We start from the raw sequence: 15339 nt of genomic DNA, 5'->3' as shown, positions 1-15339 counted from the left end.
CAGCACCGGCTCGTCGGGCTTCTTGTCGTTGCCTTCGATGTAGGGGCTCCAGGGCTTGGCCTTGACCGGGCCGGGGGTCTTCCAGACCACGTTGAACTGGCCGTCGGCCTTGACTTCGCCGATGAACACCGACTTGTGCAGGTGGTGGTTCTTCTCGTCCATCTTGCTCACGATGCCCGAGGGTGCCTTGAAGGTCTGGCCGGCCATGGCGGCGATGACCTTGTCGGTCTCGGTGGACTTGGCCTTCTCGACCGCCTGCTTCCACATGTTGATGCCGATGTAGGTGGCTTCCATCGGATCGTTGGTCAGCGGCTTGTCCATGTGGCCCGGGATCTTCTTGGCCTTGGCGTAGGCGGCCCACTTCTGGGTGAACTCGGTGTTGGACGGGTTCTTGATGCTCATGAAGTAGTTCCAGGCGGCCAGGTGGCCCACCAGCGGCTTGGTGTCCACGCCGCGCAGCTCTTCCTCACCCACCGAGAACGCCACCACCGGCACGTCCTTGGCCTTGAGGCCGGCGTTGCCCAGTTCCTTGTAGAAGGGCACATTGGAGTCGCCGTTGATGGTGGACACCACGGCGGTCTTGCCGCCCTGCGAGAACTTCTTCACATCGGCCACGATGGTCTGGTAGTCGCTGTGGCCGAAGGGCGTGTACTTCTCGTCGATGTCGCTGTCCTTCACGCCCTTGCTCTTGAGGTAGGCGCGCAGGATCTTGTTGGTGGTGCGGGGGTAGACGTAGTCGGTGCCCAGCAGCACCCAGCGCTTGGCGCCGCCGCCGTCCTTGCTCATCAGGTAGTCCACCGCGGGGATGGCCTGCTGGTTGGGCGCGGCACCGGTGTAGAACACGTTCTTGCTCAGCTCTTCGCCCTCGTACTGCACGGGGTAGAACAGCAGGCTGTTGAGTTCCTCGAACACCGGCAGCACCGACTTGCGGCTCACCGAGGTCCAGCAGCCGAACACCACGGCCACCTTGTCCTGGCTGATCAGCTGCTTGGCCTTCTCGGCGAACAGCGGCCAGTTGGAGGCCGGGTCAACCACCACCGGCTCCAGCTTCTTGCCCATCACGCCGCCCTTGGCATTGATCTCGTCGATGGCCATCAGCACCGTGTCCTTGAGCACGGTTTCCGAAATGGCCATGGTGCCCGACAGGCTGTGCAGGATGCCGACCTTGATGGTCTCCTGCGCGTGGGCCGACAGGCCGGTGAGGCCCAGGCCCATGACGGTGGCGGCCGCGGACAGGGCCTTGAGGGTGAATCGACGTTGCAGCATGGGGATTTCTCCAGTTTTCCAGACAACACAAATGAGGGCTTGTGTCCCCGTGGCCCGGCCTGTGCGGACCGTGCGTCAGGGGATGGATGGATGCTAGGGAGAACCCGATGGGACGTATGTACGCCGGGTGGCGTACAGGCCCGCTGACACATGTTGTTGCAGTCAACCGCTCATGATCTTGACATTCACCGCATAATGGCCGTGTGAATTGCAACTAAGCGCAAATTACGCACATACCGGGACCCAACCTGCTGTAAATGTCACATTTGGCGAAAAACGTGAAACACCCTGGCTTCGAGGCATGGAATGCCGGTCTGGATCGGGGCCTGTTTTTCCTGTCGGCCTATGCCATCCCGCTGGCCATCGCCCTGTTTTCTATTGTCGCGCTGATCGCCTGGGTGCCGCAGTACCCCACCGAAACCCACGCCAAGGTGGTGCCCTTCCGTGTCGCCGAAGACGTGGGCGGCCGCTGGGACCTGGCCGCCGCGCAGGCCGCCCTGCGCGATCAACCCGAGGTCAGCTTCACCGACAACCGCTTGTCGGAATCGCCCTACTGGTTTGTGTTCAAGGCCTTGCCGGCACCGGAAGCCACCCACCCGGTGATCGAGTTCGCCTCGCGCCACACCATGGAGACCACCTGCTGGAACAGCGGCAGCGGCGAGGTCCTCGGCCAGGCCAACCGGCGGGACACCTCGGGTGCCATCTCACCCGTGAAGGCCGGCTTCCAGCTGGAGCTGACGACGCCCACGCCGGCGGGCATCGTCTGCAAGGCGCGCTTCGTGGGCCCGGCGCGCCTGAGCGTGCTGCAATGGTCGGAGGCCGGACTCGCCGCCGCGACCCAGGAGTTCCACCACAACGCCGGCCTGCTCGACGGCGGCCTCATCGTGCTGGCGCTGTTCGTCTTCATCACCGCGCTGATCAACCGCAACAGCACCTACATCCTGTTCTCCGCCTGGCTGGTGGTCAACCTGCGCATGGCCGCGCTGTCGGCCGGCTGGGACCACCAGTGGCTGGGCCGCACCATCCCCTACGACCTGTTGCTGCAGGGCCGCCTGGTCACGATCACGCTCTACTACGTGCTCACGCTGAGCCTGTTCACCACCCTGTTCAAGGACGACCTCGAAGTGGTCGGCCACCGGCGGGTGGTGGACGTGGCGCGCTGGTCCTGCCCACCGCTGCTGCTGCTGTCCTTCTTCCTGTCCTACCCCATCTTCCTGCCGCTGATGTGGGTGACCACCGGGGTGGGCGTGGCCATGCTGGTCTACCTGATGGGCCACATCCTGCACAAGTCGCGCTCGCAGGTCGCCATCTGGTACAGCGCCTCCATCGCGGTGGCGCTGTTCGCCAGCCTCTATGAAGTGATCTCGGCCTCGCTGGGCTTCAAGGGGCTGATCGGCGCGGTCAACAGCGTGACGGCCGCGCTGGCATCCAGCCTCATGGCCTCGCTGGCCATCGCCGCGCAGATGAAGCAGGAGCACGACCAGCGCCTGGAGATCCAGGCCGAACTGCAGCACACCTACGAGGCCATGCCGATCGGCCTGTTCACGCTGGACATGCAGGGCCGCTTCGTCAGCACCAACCCGGCCCTGCGCAACATGCTGGGGCAGCAGGTGCAGGACGACGGCCAGAACGACTGGTTCCGCTTCTTCCGCCAGGGCGCCTGGACGCGTCTGCACCAGCTGGTGAACACGCAGAGCGACGCCGAACTGGAAATCGAGGGCCTGCCCGACGCGCAGGGCAACGAGCCCCGGCGCTACATGGTGAAGGCCACCCTGGCACGCGACCGGATCGAAGGCTCCCTGCAGGACGTGACCGAAAAGTCGCGCGCCAACGAGCACCTGCAGTTCCTGGCCCACAACGATCCGCTGACCAAGGTGCTCAACCGCCGCGGAGTGGAGAAGGCGCTGGACGCCGCCATGGCCAGCGCGCGCCAGGGCAAGCCCCTGGCCCTGGCCTACCTGGACCTGGACCGCTTCAAGCTCATCAACGACCTGTTCGGCCACAGCGCGGGTGACGAGGTGCTGCAGCAGGTCTGCGCCCGCGTCGGGGCCATGCTGTCGGGCAGCATGAGCCTGGGCCGCGTCGGCGGCGACGAGTTCGTCATCGTCATGCCCGACACCCGGGTCGCGCTGGCCGGCCTGCTGTGCCAGAGCATCGTCTCCAGCATCGGCCAGACACCCTACCGCGTGGGCGAGCGCGCCTTCCACGTGCGCGGCTCCATCGGCCTGATCGAGGTCGCGCCCAGCACCTCCACCAAGGACGCGGTGTCCACCGCCGACCGCGCCTGCCGCGAGGCCAAGAGCAACAACAGCGGTCTGGTGGTGTTCGAGAAAAACGCCCGCGTCTTCCTGGAGCACGAGGCCGAACTCAAGCTGGTGGAACACCTCTCGGCCCACGCCGAGATCGAGGGCCTGTTCCTGGAAATGCAGCCCATCATGTCGCTGACCGCGCCCACCGAGTCGCTCAACTTCGAGGTGCTGCTGCGCATGCTCGACGCCAACGGCGAGCGCATTCCCACCGACCGCCTGATCTCGGCCGGCGAGAACAGCGGCCGCATGGGCGTGATCGACCGCTGGGTCCTGTCCAACACCGTGCAGTGGCTGTCCCGCCACAAGAAGCACCTGAAGAACACCCAGTTCGTCTGCATGAACCTGAGCGGCGCCTCGCTCAACGACGAGAAGTTCATCCAGGACGTGTTCAGCACGCTGGAGGAGAACATCCACATCGCCAAGCACCTGTGCCTGGAGATCACCGAAAGCGTGGCCCTGCACGACTTGCAGAACACGCGCCGCTTCATCGACCAGGTGCGCCAGTACGGCGCCAAGGTGGCGCTGGACGATTTCGGTGCCGGCTACACCTCCTTCTCCTACCTGAAGGACCTGCCGGGCGACCTGCTCAAGATCGACGGCAGCTTCATCGTCAACATGAACCAGCACCCGGCCAACATCGCCATCGTGGAGGCCATCGTCAGCCTGGCCCGCAACCTGGGCATGAAGACCATCGCCGAATGGGCCGAGGACTGCGCCACCGTGCAGACGCTGGTGGAGATTGGCGTCGACTACGTGCAAGGCTTCGTGGTGGCGCGGCCCCAGCACCCGGACCTGCTGCTGCAGGCGGTTTCGTCGGCCAGCTTCATCCGCGATCCGGCCCTGCAGGCCTTCGTCAAGAACCTGCAGCCGCAGGTCTTCGAAATCGGCCAGAACGACCTGTTCACCGGCAATTCACCCGCCAGCAATCTGCATTGAAGCCCCCCCGTCGCTTGCCCGCTTCGCGTGGCCACATCCCCCCTCAAGGGGGCGACACCAGCCGTCCGGCAAAGCCGGCCCGGCGGTGTCCCCCAGGGGGACCTTGCATGTGCTGCGGGTCACACGCCGGCCAGAACATGAAGCCACGAAAAAGCCCGCCAGACAACGTGTCTGGCGGGCTTTTTGTATGAGGCGGGTGGTGCGGACTCAGGCGTAGGTGCCGGTGCGCTCCACCGGTGGCTGCCACACCGGCATGAAGGGCACGGTGGTCTCGCCCAGGTCGATGTCGGGGTGGTGGATGTGGCACATGAAGTCCAGCAGCGGGTGGTGCGCCTCGGCCCAGCGCGCCTGCGCGCTGTCGACATGGAAGGCCATCACACGGTGCGGCATGTTGTTGGCGTGGCGCAGCGGGATGTAGCCCATGCCCGGGTACACGTCCTTGAACAGCAGGCGTTCGTACTGGCGGTCGATGGGCGAACGCCCGGCGATCACCATCCATTCGATTTCCTGCAGCAGGCAGTACTGGTAGAAAACCTTGAACAGCATGGTCTTGACCAGCCGGCCGGCGCGGTCGTCGGTGATGCCCAGGCGGGTCGCTTCGGCCAGCGAACGGCCGCGCAGCCATTCGGGCAGCTGCACCGACTGCTCCAGGCTCAACGGCTTGAAGGTGTTGCACTGGATGCGCATGGTGCCCAGCGGCGATCCGTCGAGCTTGGACTCGGCCAGCAGCACGACCACGCCATCGTCGTAGTCCGAGGCCTCGGGCGTGCGGAGCTTCTCGGCGAACTCGGGCACGTGGCGCGCGTAGGCCGAGTGGCGGATGTTCACCGCCTTGCGCAGATCGTCCTCGTTGCGCACCAGGCGCACCGTGAAAGGCAGGCGCTCCTCCTTGACGGCGCCCGAGTTGAGCGCGTAAAACTGCGGCTCCCGCACCTGGATGGGTGGGAATGCGGCCGGGGAGCTGGGGCGCACATCCTTGAACGACTCGATCATGGCAACACCTTTCTATTTGTGAAAAATTGCAAGACGCGATGTCAATGTAAATTTCCACACCCTGTTCTGAAGTCGGTGTTGCACTGAAAATCGTGTCAGGTTTTTTCCTACAGGCCGTCAGGCTGACACCCGGAAACACCTGCAGCAGAATGACACCGCTCGTCGCGGCGCTGGTTACATTTCGCCGCGCAACCCCTTCGGACCGCGAACAGAGGCTTACATTCCGCCCGTGGGCCCGAGCGCGCGCACGCGGTTGATCGCCATGGCGGCGGCCGCGGTGCGGGTCTCCACGCCGAGCTTGGCGTAGATGCGCTCCAGGTGCTTTTTCACCGTCGCCGGACTGGCGCCCAGGATGTCGCCGATGTCGCGGTTGATCTTGCCCTTGGCCACCCAGTACAGCACCTCGGCCTCGCGGGCGGTCAGCCCGAAGGTCTGCGCCAGCGCCTCGATGACGCTGGTGTCGGAGGTTTCCTGCATCACGATCAGCCAGTCGCCGCTGGGCGCCTGGGTCTCGCCACCGGCGTCGGCTGCGGCGTCGCCGTCGTCCACTTGCTGGTGCAGACGGAAGGTGAGCCGGCGCGGCCCCAGCTCCAGGCTCAGGCGCGGCGGCTCGAGCTGCTGGCGCGCCTCGCGCAGGTGGCGCTGCAGCCAGGCCACCACCGGCGCCGGCGTGACCGGTGCCTGGGTGCCGCAGTAACGCAACAGCCACTCCCGCGCCAGGGGCGTCTGCCACATCAGGCGGCCATCGGCCGCGCGCACGGTGATGGCGGCATAGCCCAGCGCGTCCAGCGCGTTGCGCGCCTGCTGGCGCTCGCGCACGCCCTCGCGGGCCTGGCGCGCGGTCTGCAGGTGCACGCCCATGCGGGCCATCACCTCGCGCGGCTTGACGGGCTTGGTCACGTAGTCGGCACCGCCGGCGTCCAGCGCCGCCACCAGGTGTTCGGTCTCGGTCAGGCCGGTCATGAAGATGATGGGGATGGCCTGGGTCAGCGGGTCGGCCTTCAGCCGCCGCGCCACCTCGAAGCCGTCCAGCCCTGGCATCACCGCGTCGAGCAGGATCACATCGGGCAGGGCCTGGGCGGCGCGGGCCAGGGCGCTCTCGCCGTCCAGCGCCACCAGCACGGTGTAGCCGGCCTCGTCGAGCGCATCGTGCAGCACGGCGACGTTGTCGGGCACGTCGTCCACGATCAGCACCACCGGCGCGCCGTCGCGCCGCGCCGACAGGGCGGGCGTGTCAGACCAGGCGGGTGTCATGCCGCAACTCCTCGATCAGGTGTTCGATGGCCTCGAAGCGAAAGCCACGCGCCAGGGCCAGCACGCGCTGGACGAAGGCGGCGCATTCGGGCCGCTGCGCCAGCAGGTCGTCCATCTGGCGCGCGATGCCCTTGTAGTAGCCCAGGCGCGCCACGTCCCGCAGCGCCTGCAGCTGCGCCGGCGACGGCAGGACCATGGCGGCGCGAGGCGCGATCGGCACTGGCGTGGCGCTGTCGGTAGCGGGCAAGGCGTCGACCCAGGCCAGGCCGAGGCGCTGGCCCAGCCAGTCGAGCAGGTCGTCGCGGCGCACCGGCTTGACCAGGAAATCGCGTGGCGGCAGATCGAGGTCGTTGTCCAGCCCCTTGTCGAAGGCGTTGGCAGACACCACCGCCACCACCGGGGCCGGCGAGAGCTCCAGCGCGCGCAGGCGGCGCAGGGTCTCCCAGCCGTCGATGCCGGGCATGGCCAGGTCCATGAAGACGGCGTCCGGTCGCAGGCCGCTGGCCACGGTGCGCAGGGCGTCCTCGCCGTGGGTGGCCAGGGTGACCTCGAAGCCCAGGGGCGACAGCCAGCGCGCGATCAGGTCGCGGTCGGCCTCCTCGTTGTCCACCACCAGCACGCGCCGACGCGAACCGGCGTAGCCGCTGCGCGGCGGCGGCAGCGCGGCGGCCGGCTGGGCGGCACCCTGCAGTTCGGGCAGGAACAGGCGCACGGTGAACACCGTGCCCTCGCCCGGGGTGCTGTGGGCGCGCATCTCGCCGCCCATCAGGTCGGTCAGCATCTTGGCGATGGTCAGGCCCAGGCCCGAACCCTGCACGCCACTGCCGGCCTGGCTCTGGCCACGGGCAAAGGGCTCGAACACCCGATCCAGATCGGCCGCCGGCATGCCCGGGCCGGTGTCATGCACCTCGATGTGGGCCATCTCGCGGGCGTAACGCAGGCGCAGGCCGACCTCGCCCAGGCTGGTGAACTTGACCGCGTTGCCCAGCAGGTTGATGAGGATCTGCCGCACGCGCTTTTCGTCGGCACGCACCACGGCGGGCAGCGTGCCCTGGGTATCGAAACGAAAGCGCAGGCCTTTGTCCTGCGCCTGCAGCTCGAACATGCCGGCCACCTCGGCCATCACCGCCTGGAAACACATGGGCCGCAGGTCCAGCGTCAGCTTGCCCGACTCGATGCGGGCGATGTCCAGCGTGCCTTCAATCAGCGATAGCAGGTGTTCGCCGCCGCGGTGGATGACCTGGATGGCCTGGGCGCGGTGGGGCGCCATGCCGGTGTCCTCCTGCAGCAGCTGCGCGTAGCCCAGGATGCTGTTGAGCGGCGTGCGCAGCTCGTGGCTGATGGTGCTGATGTAGCGGGTCTTGGCCTGGTTGGCCTGTTCGGCCACACGCTTGGCCTGCTGCAGCTGCTCGTCGGTGCGGCGGTGGGACTCGATCTCGTGCATCAGCAGGCGGGTCTGCCGGTTCGACTCCTCCTGCGCCACCTCGCGGCTCTTGTGGGCCAGCACCAGCCACCAGGCCACCAGGCCCGAGATCAGCAAGAGGACGGCGTAGACCTTGAGGAACTCGGGCGCAATCTGCTGGTGGTAGAGCAAGCCCAGCACGGCCGCCAGGATAGGCGCCACCACCGCCATCAGCAGCAGGTAGTGCGACAGGCCGGCGTCGAGATAGGGCCACAGGCCCCGTGGCAGCAGGGCACGCAGCGCCTGCCCCCACTGGAAGGACAGGCGCGCCTGCGGCTTGCAGAGGTCGCCGCAGCGCGCGTCCAGCGTGCAGCACAGGGAACAGATGGCCCCCTGGTAGGCCGGACAATGGGCCATGTCGGGGCCTTCGTAATCGCGTTCGCAGATCACGCAGGTTTGCAGGCGCGACCGCTGATGGCCGCCGCCATCCGCCGGCGTGCGCGCCAGGTAGTACCGCCCTTGCGTGAGCCATGCGATCAGCGGCGAAGCCACAAAGGCCGTGACCATGGCGATGCAGGCCGAAAACGCCTGCGCCAGCGCGCCGAACACGCCCATGTGGGCCGCCACCGACAGCGCGGACGCCAGGGCCATGGCGCCCACGCCCACCGGGTTGATGTCGTAGAGGTGGGCGCGCTTGAACTCGATGCCCTTGGGCGACAGGCCCAGGGGTTTGTTGACCACGAGATCGGCCACCACCGCCATGATCCAGGCGATGGCGATGTTGGCGTACAGGCCCAGCACCTCGCCCAGCGCCTGGAACACGTTCATCTCCATCAGCATGAAGGCGATCAGCGTGTTGAACACCACCCACACCACGCGCCCAGGGTGGCTGTGGGTCAGGCGCGAGAAGAAGTTGCTCCAGGCCAGCGAGCCGGCGTAGGCGTTGGTGACATTGATCTTGAGCTGCGACACCACCACGAACAGCGCCGTGGCGGCCACCGCCCAGCCGTAGTGCGGGAACACGTACTCGTAGGCGGCCAGGTACATCTGGTTGGGGTCCACCGCGCGGTCCACCGGCACCATGTGGGTGATGGCCAGGTAGGCCAGCACCGCGCCGCCCAGCATCTTGAGCACGCCCAGCAGCACCCAGCCTGGCCCGCCCGCCAGCACCCCCAGCCACCATCGCCAGCGCCCCACCCGTTCACGCGCCGGCATGAAGCGCAGGTAGTCGGCCTGCTCCCCCATTTGGGTGATCAGCGCGATGCCCACGGTGAGCGCCGCACCGAAGAAGTGCAGATTGAAAGCGGCACCCTGATCGGATTCACCACCGTAGTGCACAACCCCCCGAAATGCACCCGGTTCGTGCATCCAGACATACACAAAGGGCACGACCAGCATCAGCAGCCACAGCGGCTGTGTCCACACCTGCAGCCGCCCAATGACCGACACGCCGTGTGTGACCAGCGGCACCACCACCACCGCACAGACCAGGTAGCCCCAGGCCGGCGGGATGCCGAAGGCCAGTTCCAGCGCGTAGGCCATGACGGCCGCCTCCAGCGCAAAGAAGATGAAGGTGAAGCTGGCGTAGATCAGCGAGGTGATGGTGGAGCCGATGTAGCCGAAGCCGGCCCCGCGGGTCAACAGGTCCATGTCGACCCCGTAGCGCGCGGCGTAGACGCTGATGGGCAGGCCGGCCAGGAAGATGATCAAGCCGGTGGCCAGGATGGCCAGCGCCGCGTTGATGAAGCCATATTGCACCAGCAAGGTGGCGCCCACGGCCTCGAGGATGAGGAAGGACGCTGCACCAAAAGCGGTGTTGGCCACGCGCCAGACCGACCACTGGCGCGAGCGCTGCGGGGTGTAGCGCAGCGCGTAGTCTTCCAGCGTCTCGCTGGCGACCCAGCTGTTGTAATCGCGGCGCACCTTGATGATGCGCTGGGGGGCGGTGGAGGTGGCTGACGGCGGCGTGACATTCACCGTCTTGCCAGTGCAGCTTCCGTGCCATCCCGGCACGTCTCTTGCTGAAAGGTGCCCATGGAACTGACCCCGCGCGAGAAAGACAAGCTGCTCATCTTCACCGCCGCCCTGCTGGCCGAGCGTCGGCGCGCGCGCGGGCTCAAGCTCAACCACCCAGAGGCGGTGGCGCTGATCAGCGCGGCCGTCATGGAAGGGGCACGCGATGGCAAGACCGTGGCGCAGCTGATGAGCGAAGGCCGCCAGGTGCTCACGCGCGAGGACGTGATGGACGGGATCGCCGAGATGATTCCCGACATCCAGGTCGAAGCCACCTTCCCGGACGGCACCAAACTGGTGACGGTCCACCAACCGATCGTTTGAAGCCCGCCATGAAAACCACCGTTTTTTTCGCCGCCGCACTGAGCACCCTGCCCGCCCTGGCCCACGACGGCCACGGCCTGTTCGGCAGCCACTGGCACGCCAGCGATGCGCTGGGTTTTGTCGCCGTGGCCGCGCTGGCGGCCGCCTTCCTGTGGTTCACCCGAGGCGGCAAATGACTCCCGGCGAACTGCTCGTGGACGACGGCGACCACGCCCTCAACCTGGGCCGCCGCACCCTGACGGTGGTGGTGAAGAACACCGCCGAACGCCCGGTGCAGGTGGGCTCGCACTACCACTTCGCCGAGACCAACGCCGCGCTGGACTTCGACCGTGCGGCCGCGCGTGGCATGCGCCTGAACATCGCCAGCGGCACGGCCGTGCGCTTCGAGCCCGGCCAGCAGCGCACGGTGGAGCTGGTGGACTACGCCGGCGACCGCGTGGTGTACGGGTTCAGGGCGCTCACACAAGGAAAGCTTTAAGCGATGGCCAGCATTCCCAAACGCGCCTATGCCGACATGTTCGGCCCCACCGTGGGTGACCGCGTGCGCCTGGCCGACACCGGCCTGATCGCCGAGGTCGAGCAGGACCTGACCCTGCGCGCCGGTGGCTACGGCGAGGAAGTCAAGTTCGGCGGCGGCAAGACCATACGCGACGGCATGGCGCAGAGCCAGCGCACGCGGGCCCTGGGCGCCATGGACACGGTGCTGACCAACGCCCTGCTGATCGACCACTGGGGCATCGTCAAGTGCGACATCGGTCTGCTGGGCGGGCGCATCGCCGCCATCGGCAAGGCTGGCAACCCCGACACCCAGCCGGGCGTGGACATCGTCATCGGCCCGGGCACCGAGATCATCAGCTGCGAAGGCAACATCGTCACCGCCGGCGGCATCGACAGCCACATCCACTTCATCTGCCCGCAGCAGGTGGACGAGGCCCTGGCCTCGGGTGTCACCACCATGCTGGGCGGCGGCACCGGTCCGGCCACCGGTACCTTCGCCACCACCTGCACCCCCGGGCCCTGGCACATCGAACGCATGCTGCAGGCCGCCGACGGCCTGCCCATGAACCTGGGCTTCATGGGCAAGGGCAACGCCAGCCGGCCCGAGGCCCTGCGCGAGCAGATCCATGCCGGCGCGATCGGCCTCAAACTGCACGAGGACTGGGGCACCACGCCCTCGGCCATCGACACCTGCCTGGACGTGGCCGAGGAAACCGACACCCAGGTCGCCATCCACAGCGACACGCTCAACGAGTCGGGCTTCGTGGAGAACACCATCGCCGCCACCAAGGGCCGCACGCTGTGCGCCTTCCACACCGAAGGCGCGGGCGGCGGCCACGCGCCCGACATCATGCGGGTGGTGGGCGAGGCCAACTTCCTGCCCTCCAGCACCAACCCCACCATGCCCTACACGGTGAACACGCTGGACGAACACGTGGACATGCTGATGGTGTGCCACCACCTGGACCCCAGCATCCCCGAGGACCTGGCCTTCGCCGAGAGCCGCATCCGCCGCGAAACCATCGCGGCCGAGGACATCCTGCACGACATGGGCGCCATCAGCATCATGAGCAGCGACAGCCAGGCCATGGGGCGGGTGGGCGAGGTGGTGATCCGCACCTGGCAGACGGCCGACAAGATGAAGTCGCAGCGCGGCAGCTTGCCCGGGGACAGCAGCCGCAGCGACAACGTCCGCATCAAGCGCTACATCGCCAAGTACACGATCAACCCGGCGATCGCCCACGGCATGGCCCACATCATCGGCTCGGTGGAGGCCGGCAAATGGGCCGACCTGGTGATCTGGAAGCCGGCCTTCTTTGGCGTCAAGCCGGCGCTGGTGCTCAAGGGCGGCAGCATCGCGCTGGCCGCCATGGGCGACCCCAACGCCTCCATCCCCACGCCGCAGCCGGTGCACTACCGGCCCATGTTCGGCGCCCTGGGCAGCGCGCTGGCGCACGGCAGCCTCACCTTCGTGTCGCAGGCGGCGCTGGACGCCGGCGTGGCGCAGCGCTACGGCCTGCGCAAGACCGCCGTGGCCGTGCAAGGCTGCCGCGGCGTGACCAAGGCCAGCATGGTGCACAACAGCCACCTGCCGGTGATGGACATCGACCCGCAACGCTACACCGTGCGCGCCGATGGCCAGCTGCTGACCTGCGAGCCGGCCACGCGCCTGCCGATGGCGCAGCGCTACTTTCTCTTTTGACGATGAAACAAGTCTCCAAGCTGATCCCGCAAGGCCAGGGCCTGGCCGAGGTGCTGGTGCGCCGCGCGCCCAGCATCACGCTGGACTGGGATCTGCGCCAGAAAAGCCGCTTCGACACCGAGGACAGCAACGGTCACCGCGTGGGCGTGTTCCTGCCACGGGGCACGGTGGTGCGCGGCGGTGACGTGCTGCTGACGCAGGACGGTGGTCTGATCCGCGTGGAAGCCGCGCCACAGGACGTGCTGCGCATCACCGCCTGCGCCCAGCACGGCAGCCCCTTCGACCTGATCCGCGCCGCCTACCACCTGGGCAACCGGCACGTGCCCATCGAGCTGCAGCCCGACCACCTCAAGATCGAGCCCGACCACGTGTTGGCCGACATGCTGCGCCAGATGCACCTGACCGTGAACGCCGTGCGCGAGGCCTTCGAGCCCGAAAGCGGCGCCTACGGCCAGGGCGGCCACGGCGGTCATGCCCACGGCCACGACCATGGGCATGCACACGACCACGGCGGCGGCCACCCCCACAGCCACTGATGCGCCGCCTGGCCATGCCCCCGAGGCGGTCGCCGCGCCGCGCCGCGCGACCTCATGAAGCGGTCAGCACCACAGGCCCCGCCAGCCTGCTGCCCCTGATCTGGCTGGCCTCGCCGGCCCTGCCGGTGGGCGGTTTTTCCTATTCCGAAGGGCTGGAAGCGGCGGTGGACGCCGCTCGGGTGTTCGACGAAACCAGCGCCGCCGCCTGGCTGCTGGACCAGCTGCACCTGTCGCTGGCGCGCGCCGACCTGCCGGTGCTGGCACGCGCCCTGCCCGCGTGGCGCCGCGCCGACTGGGCGCGCCTGGGCGAGCTGGACGACTGGGTGCGCCAGACCCGCGAAAGCGCCGAAATGCGCCTGCAGACCGAACAGATGGGCCGCTCGCTGGTTGAGTGGCTCAAGACCGTGCAACCCGAGGCCCTGCACGCCCTGCAGATACCGGCCGCGTTGTGGTCGCCCTGCTACCCGGTGGCCTTCGGCCTGGCGCTGGCGCTGCACACCCCGGCCACCACCTCCGTGCGCGACAGCCTGCTGGCCTTTGCCTTTGGCTGGGCCGAGAACATGGTCCAGGCCGCCCTCAAGGCCGTGCCCCTGGGTCAGGCCGCCGGTCAGCGCGTGCTGGCGCGGCTCATGGCCAACATCCCCGCCGTGGTGGACAGCGCGCAGGCTCTGCGCGACAGTCAGCGCCAGTCCTTTTGCCCCATGCTGGCCATCCTCTCGGCCCAGCACGAAACCCAGTACTCACGCCTGTTCCGATCATGAACGCACCCGCCATGCACCAGATTCCCGGCCGCACCAAACACCTGCCCCCGCTGCGCGTGGGCATAGGCGGCCCTGTGGGCTCGGGCAAGACCACCCTGCTGGAGATGTTGTGCAAGGCCATGCGTTCGCGCTACGACCTGATCGCCATCACCAACGACATCTACACCAAGGAAGACCAGCGCCTGCTCACCGTCAGCGGCGCGCTGCCGGCCGAGCGCATCCTGGGCGTGGAAACCGGCGGCTGCCCGCACACCGCGATCCGCGAAGACGCCTCGATCAACCTCGAAGCCATCGACCGCATGCTGCGCGAGTTTCCCAACGCCGACGTGGTCTTCATCGAGAGCGGCGGCGACAACCTGGCCGCCACCTTCAGTCCCGAACTCAGCGACCTCACGATCTACGTGATCGACGTCGCCGCGGGCGAGAAGATCCCGCGCAAGGGCGGCCCCGGCATCACCAAAAGCGACCTCTTCGTGATCAACAAGACCGACCTCGCCCCCCATGTGGGCGCCGACCTGGAGGTGATGAAGGCCGACACCGCCCGCATGCGCCCCGACGCCCAACGCCGCCCCTGGGTCATGACCAACCTCAAGACCCAGACCGGAGTGGACGAGGTGGTGCGATTCATCGAGACACGGGGCATGCTGACGGCCGAGGCCCGCTGACGGGGACCGGTACAATCGCCGCTGCAGGAAGCGTGGCAGAGTGGTCGATTGCACCGGTCTTGAAAACCGGCAACCCGCAAGGGTTCGTGAGTTCGAATCTCACCGCTTCCGCCAGATGGCCCCGTCAGGGGCTTTTTCATGCCCGCGCGTCAGGACAGACGAGGACAGCCTTCAGATGCGCCAACGCCGCACGCAATCCCTCGAAACGGTCCTCGTCGCCCACCACCAGGGCCGTCACGCTGTGCGCGACCATCAGGTTCAGCGGCAGGCCGAAATCCTCCACCACGCAGCCGTCGCGGTCCATGCCTTCATGCTCATGCCCCGCCATGCGGTCGCGCAGGCTGCGCGACGTGGGCAGGTAACCCACCACGGGCTTGCCCTGGGCCAGGGCGTAGGCCACCTCCCAGACGGTGCCACTGTCGGGCTCGAAGCCCCGGAAATCGCGCAGGTTGGCGGCCAGGGCATCGGCGCCGTCGATGAAGGCCCGGTTGGCCTCGAAGATGGCCAGCGACACCCCAGCGCGGGTGGCGTCGATCTGGGCATCCAGGGGGTACACGCCTTCAAATCCGTACTCGGCGCACAGGGCACGCATGTGCCGCCCACGGGCCAGGGCATCGGGATAAAAGACATCGGGACCGGCCAGGTAGATTTTTTTCCTCGGCACGGGGGCAGTATCCAGA

General features: G+C 67.5%; 12 protein-coding genes, 1 tRNA gene and 1 pseudogene. 9 read left to right on the top strand and 5 right to left on the bottom strand.

Going from position 1 to position 15339, the window contains the following annotated elements; all coding sequences use genetic code 11:
- Positions 1 to 1263 (bottom strand): urea ABC transporter substrate-binding protein (gene urtA, locus AAHB17_RS03395; protein ID WP_342129082.1); only part of this gene is annotated, 1263 nt, incomplete at its 3' end.
- Positions 1264 to 1544: 281 nt separating this feature from the next.
- On the opposite strand from urtA, the gene AAHB17_RS03390 reads away from it, so the two are divergent.
- Positions 1545 to 4511 carry an EAL domain-containing protein gene (locus tag AAHB17_RS03390; RefSeq protein WP_342129071.1) on the top strand — a complete coding sequence of 989 codons (2967 nt, stop codon included), beginning with the start codon at positions 1545 to 1547 and terminating at the stop codon, positions 4509 to 4511.
- A gap of 207 nt (positions 4512 to 4718) precedes the next feature.
- Here AAHB17_RS03390 and AAHB17_RS03385 read toward each other — a convergent pair whose 3' ends face one another.
- From AAHB17_RS03385 to AAHB17_RS03375, 3 genes are all read right to left on the bottom strand, one after another.
- Positions 4719 to 5504: an N-acyl amino acid synthase FeeM domain-containing protein gene (locus AAHB17_RS03385; RefSeq protein WP_342129069.1), complete on the bottom strand. Its 786-nt coding sequence runs from the start codon at positions 5502 to 5504 to the stop codon at positions 4719 to 4721.
- A gap of 216 nt (positions 5505 to 5720) precedes the next feature.
- Positions 5721 to 6758 (bottom strand): response regulator transcription factor, encoded by a 1038-nt coding sequence (locus tag AAHB17_RS03380; RefSeq protein WP_342129066.1) that lies wholly within the window; start codon positions 6756 to 6758, stop codon positions 5721 to 5723.
- A complete protein-coding gene (locus tag AAHB17_RS03375) occupies positions 6739 to 10137 on the bottom strand; it encodes a hybrid sensor histidine kinase/response regulator (protein ID WP_342129064.1) in 3399 nt (1132 codons plus the stop codon). Before AAHB17_RS03375 ends, AAHB17_RS03380 begins: the two co-directional genes overlap by 20 nt.
- 57 nt (positions 10138 to 10194) lie before the next feature.
- Between AAHB17_RS03375 and AAHB17_RS03370 the strand changes: the two genes are divergently transcribed.
- From AAHB17_RS03370 to AAHB17_RS03335, 8 genes and pseudogenes are all read left to right on the top strand, one after another.
- The gene (locus AAHB17_RS03370; protein WP_342129063.1) at positions 10195 to 10497 is read left to right on the top strand and encodes an urease subunit gamma; all 303 of its coding nucleotides are present in this window, start codon (positions 10195 to 10197) and stop codon (positions 10495 to 10497) included.
- 8 nt (positions 10498 to 10505) lie between these two features.
- A complete protein-coding gene (locus AAHB17_RS03365) occupies positions 10506 to 10673 on the top strand; it encodes a hypothetical protein (RefSeq protein WP_342129061.1) in 168 nt (55 codons plus the stop codon).
- Entirely contained in the window at positions 10670 to 10975 is a 306-nt protein-coding gene (locus AAHB17_RS03360; RefSeq protein ID WP_342129059.1) for an urease subunit beta, read from the top strand. The genes AAHB17_RS03365 and AAHB17_RS03360 overlap by 4 nt, the downstream gene beginning before the upstream one ends.
- Before the next feature lie 3 nt (positions 10976 to 10978).
- On the top strand, positions 10979 to 12697 hold the full coding sequence (gene ureC, locus AAHB17_RS03355) for an urease subunit alpha (RefSeq protein ID WP_342129058.1): 1719 nt from the start codon (positions 10979 to 10981) through the stop codon (positions 12695 to 12697).
- Positions 12698 to 12699: 2 nt separating this feature from the next.
- Positions 12700 to 13230, top strand: a pseudogene (ureE, locus tag AAHB17_RS03350) (urease accessory protein UreE); the annotation flags it as partial.
- Between the two features lie 2 nt (positions 13231 to 13232).
- A complete protein-coding gene (locus tag AAHB17_RS03345) occupies positions 13233 to 13994 on the top strand; it encodes an urease accessory protein UreF (RefSeq protein ID WP_342129056.1) in 762 nt (253 codons plus the stop codon).
- Entirely contained in the window at positions 13991 to 14659 is a 669-nt protein-coding gene (ureG, locus tag AAHB17_RS03340; RefSeq protein ID WP_342129054.1) for an urease accessory protein UreG, read from the top strand. The genes AAHB17_RS03345 and ureG overlap by 4 nt, the downstream gene beginning before the upstream one ends.
- A gap of 26 nt (positions 14660 to 14685) precedes the next feature.
- Positions 14686 to 14773: transfer RNA gene (locus AAHB17_RS03335), tRNA-Ser, on the top strand.
- 22 nt (positions 14774 to 14795) lie between these two features.
- Here AAHB17_RS03335 and AAHB17_RS03330 read toward each other — a convergent pair.
- The gene (locus tag AAHB17_RS03330; RefSeq protein WP_342129053.1) at positions 14796 to 15323 is read right to left on the bottom strand and encodes a nucleoside 2-deoxyribosyltransferase; all 528 of its coding nucleotides are present in this window, start codon (positions 15321 to 15323) and stop codon (positions 14796 to 14798) included.
- Between the last annotated feature and the right edge of the window lie 16 nt (positions 15324 to 15339).

It is taken from the genome of Hydrogenophaga sp. OTU3427 (assembly GCF_038440225.1).
Classification (GTDB): domain Bacteria; phylum Pseudomonadota; class Gammaproteobacteria; order Burkholderiales; family Burkholderiaceae_C; genus Hydrogenophaga.
The sequence above is the reverse complement of the archived record's forward strand: the minus strand, read 5'-3'. Positions and strand labels throughout refer to the sequence as shown.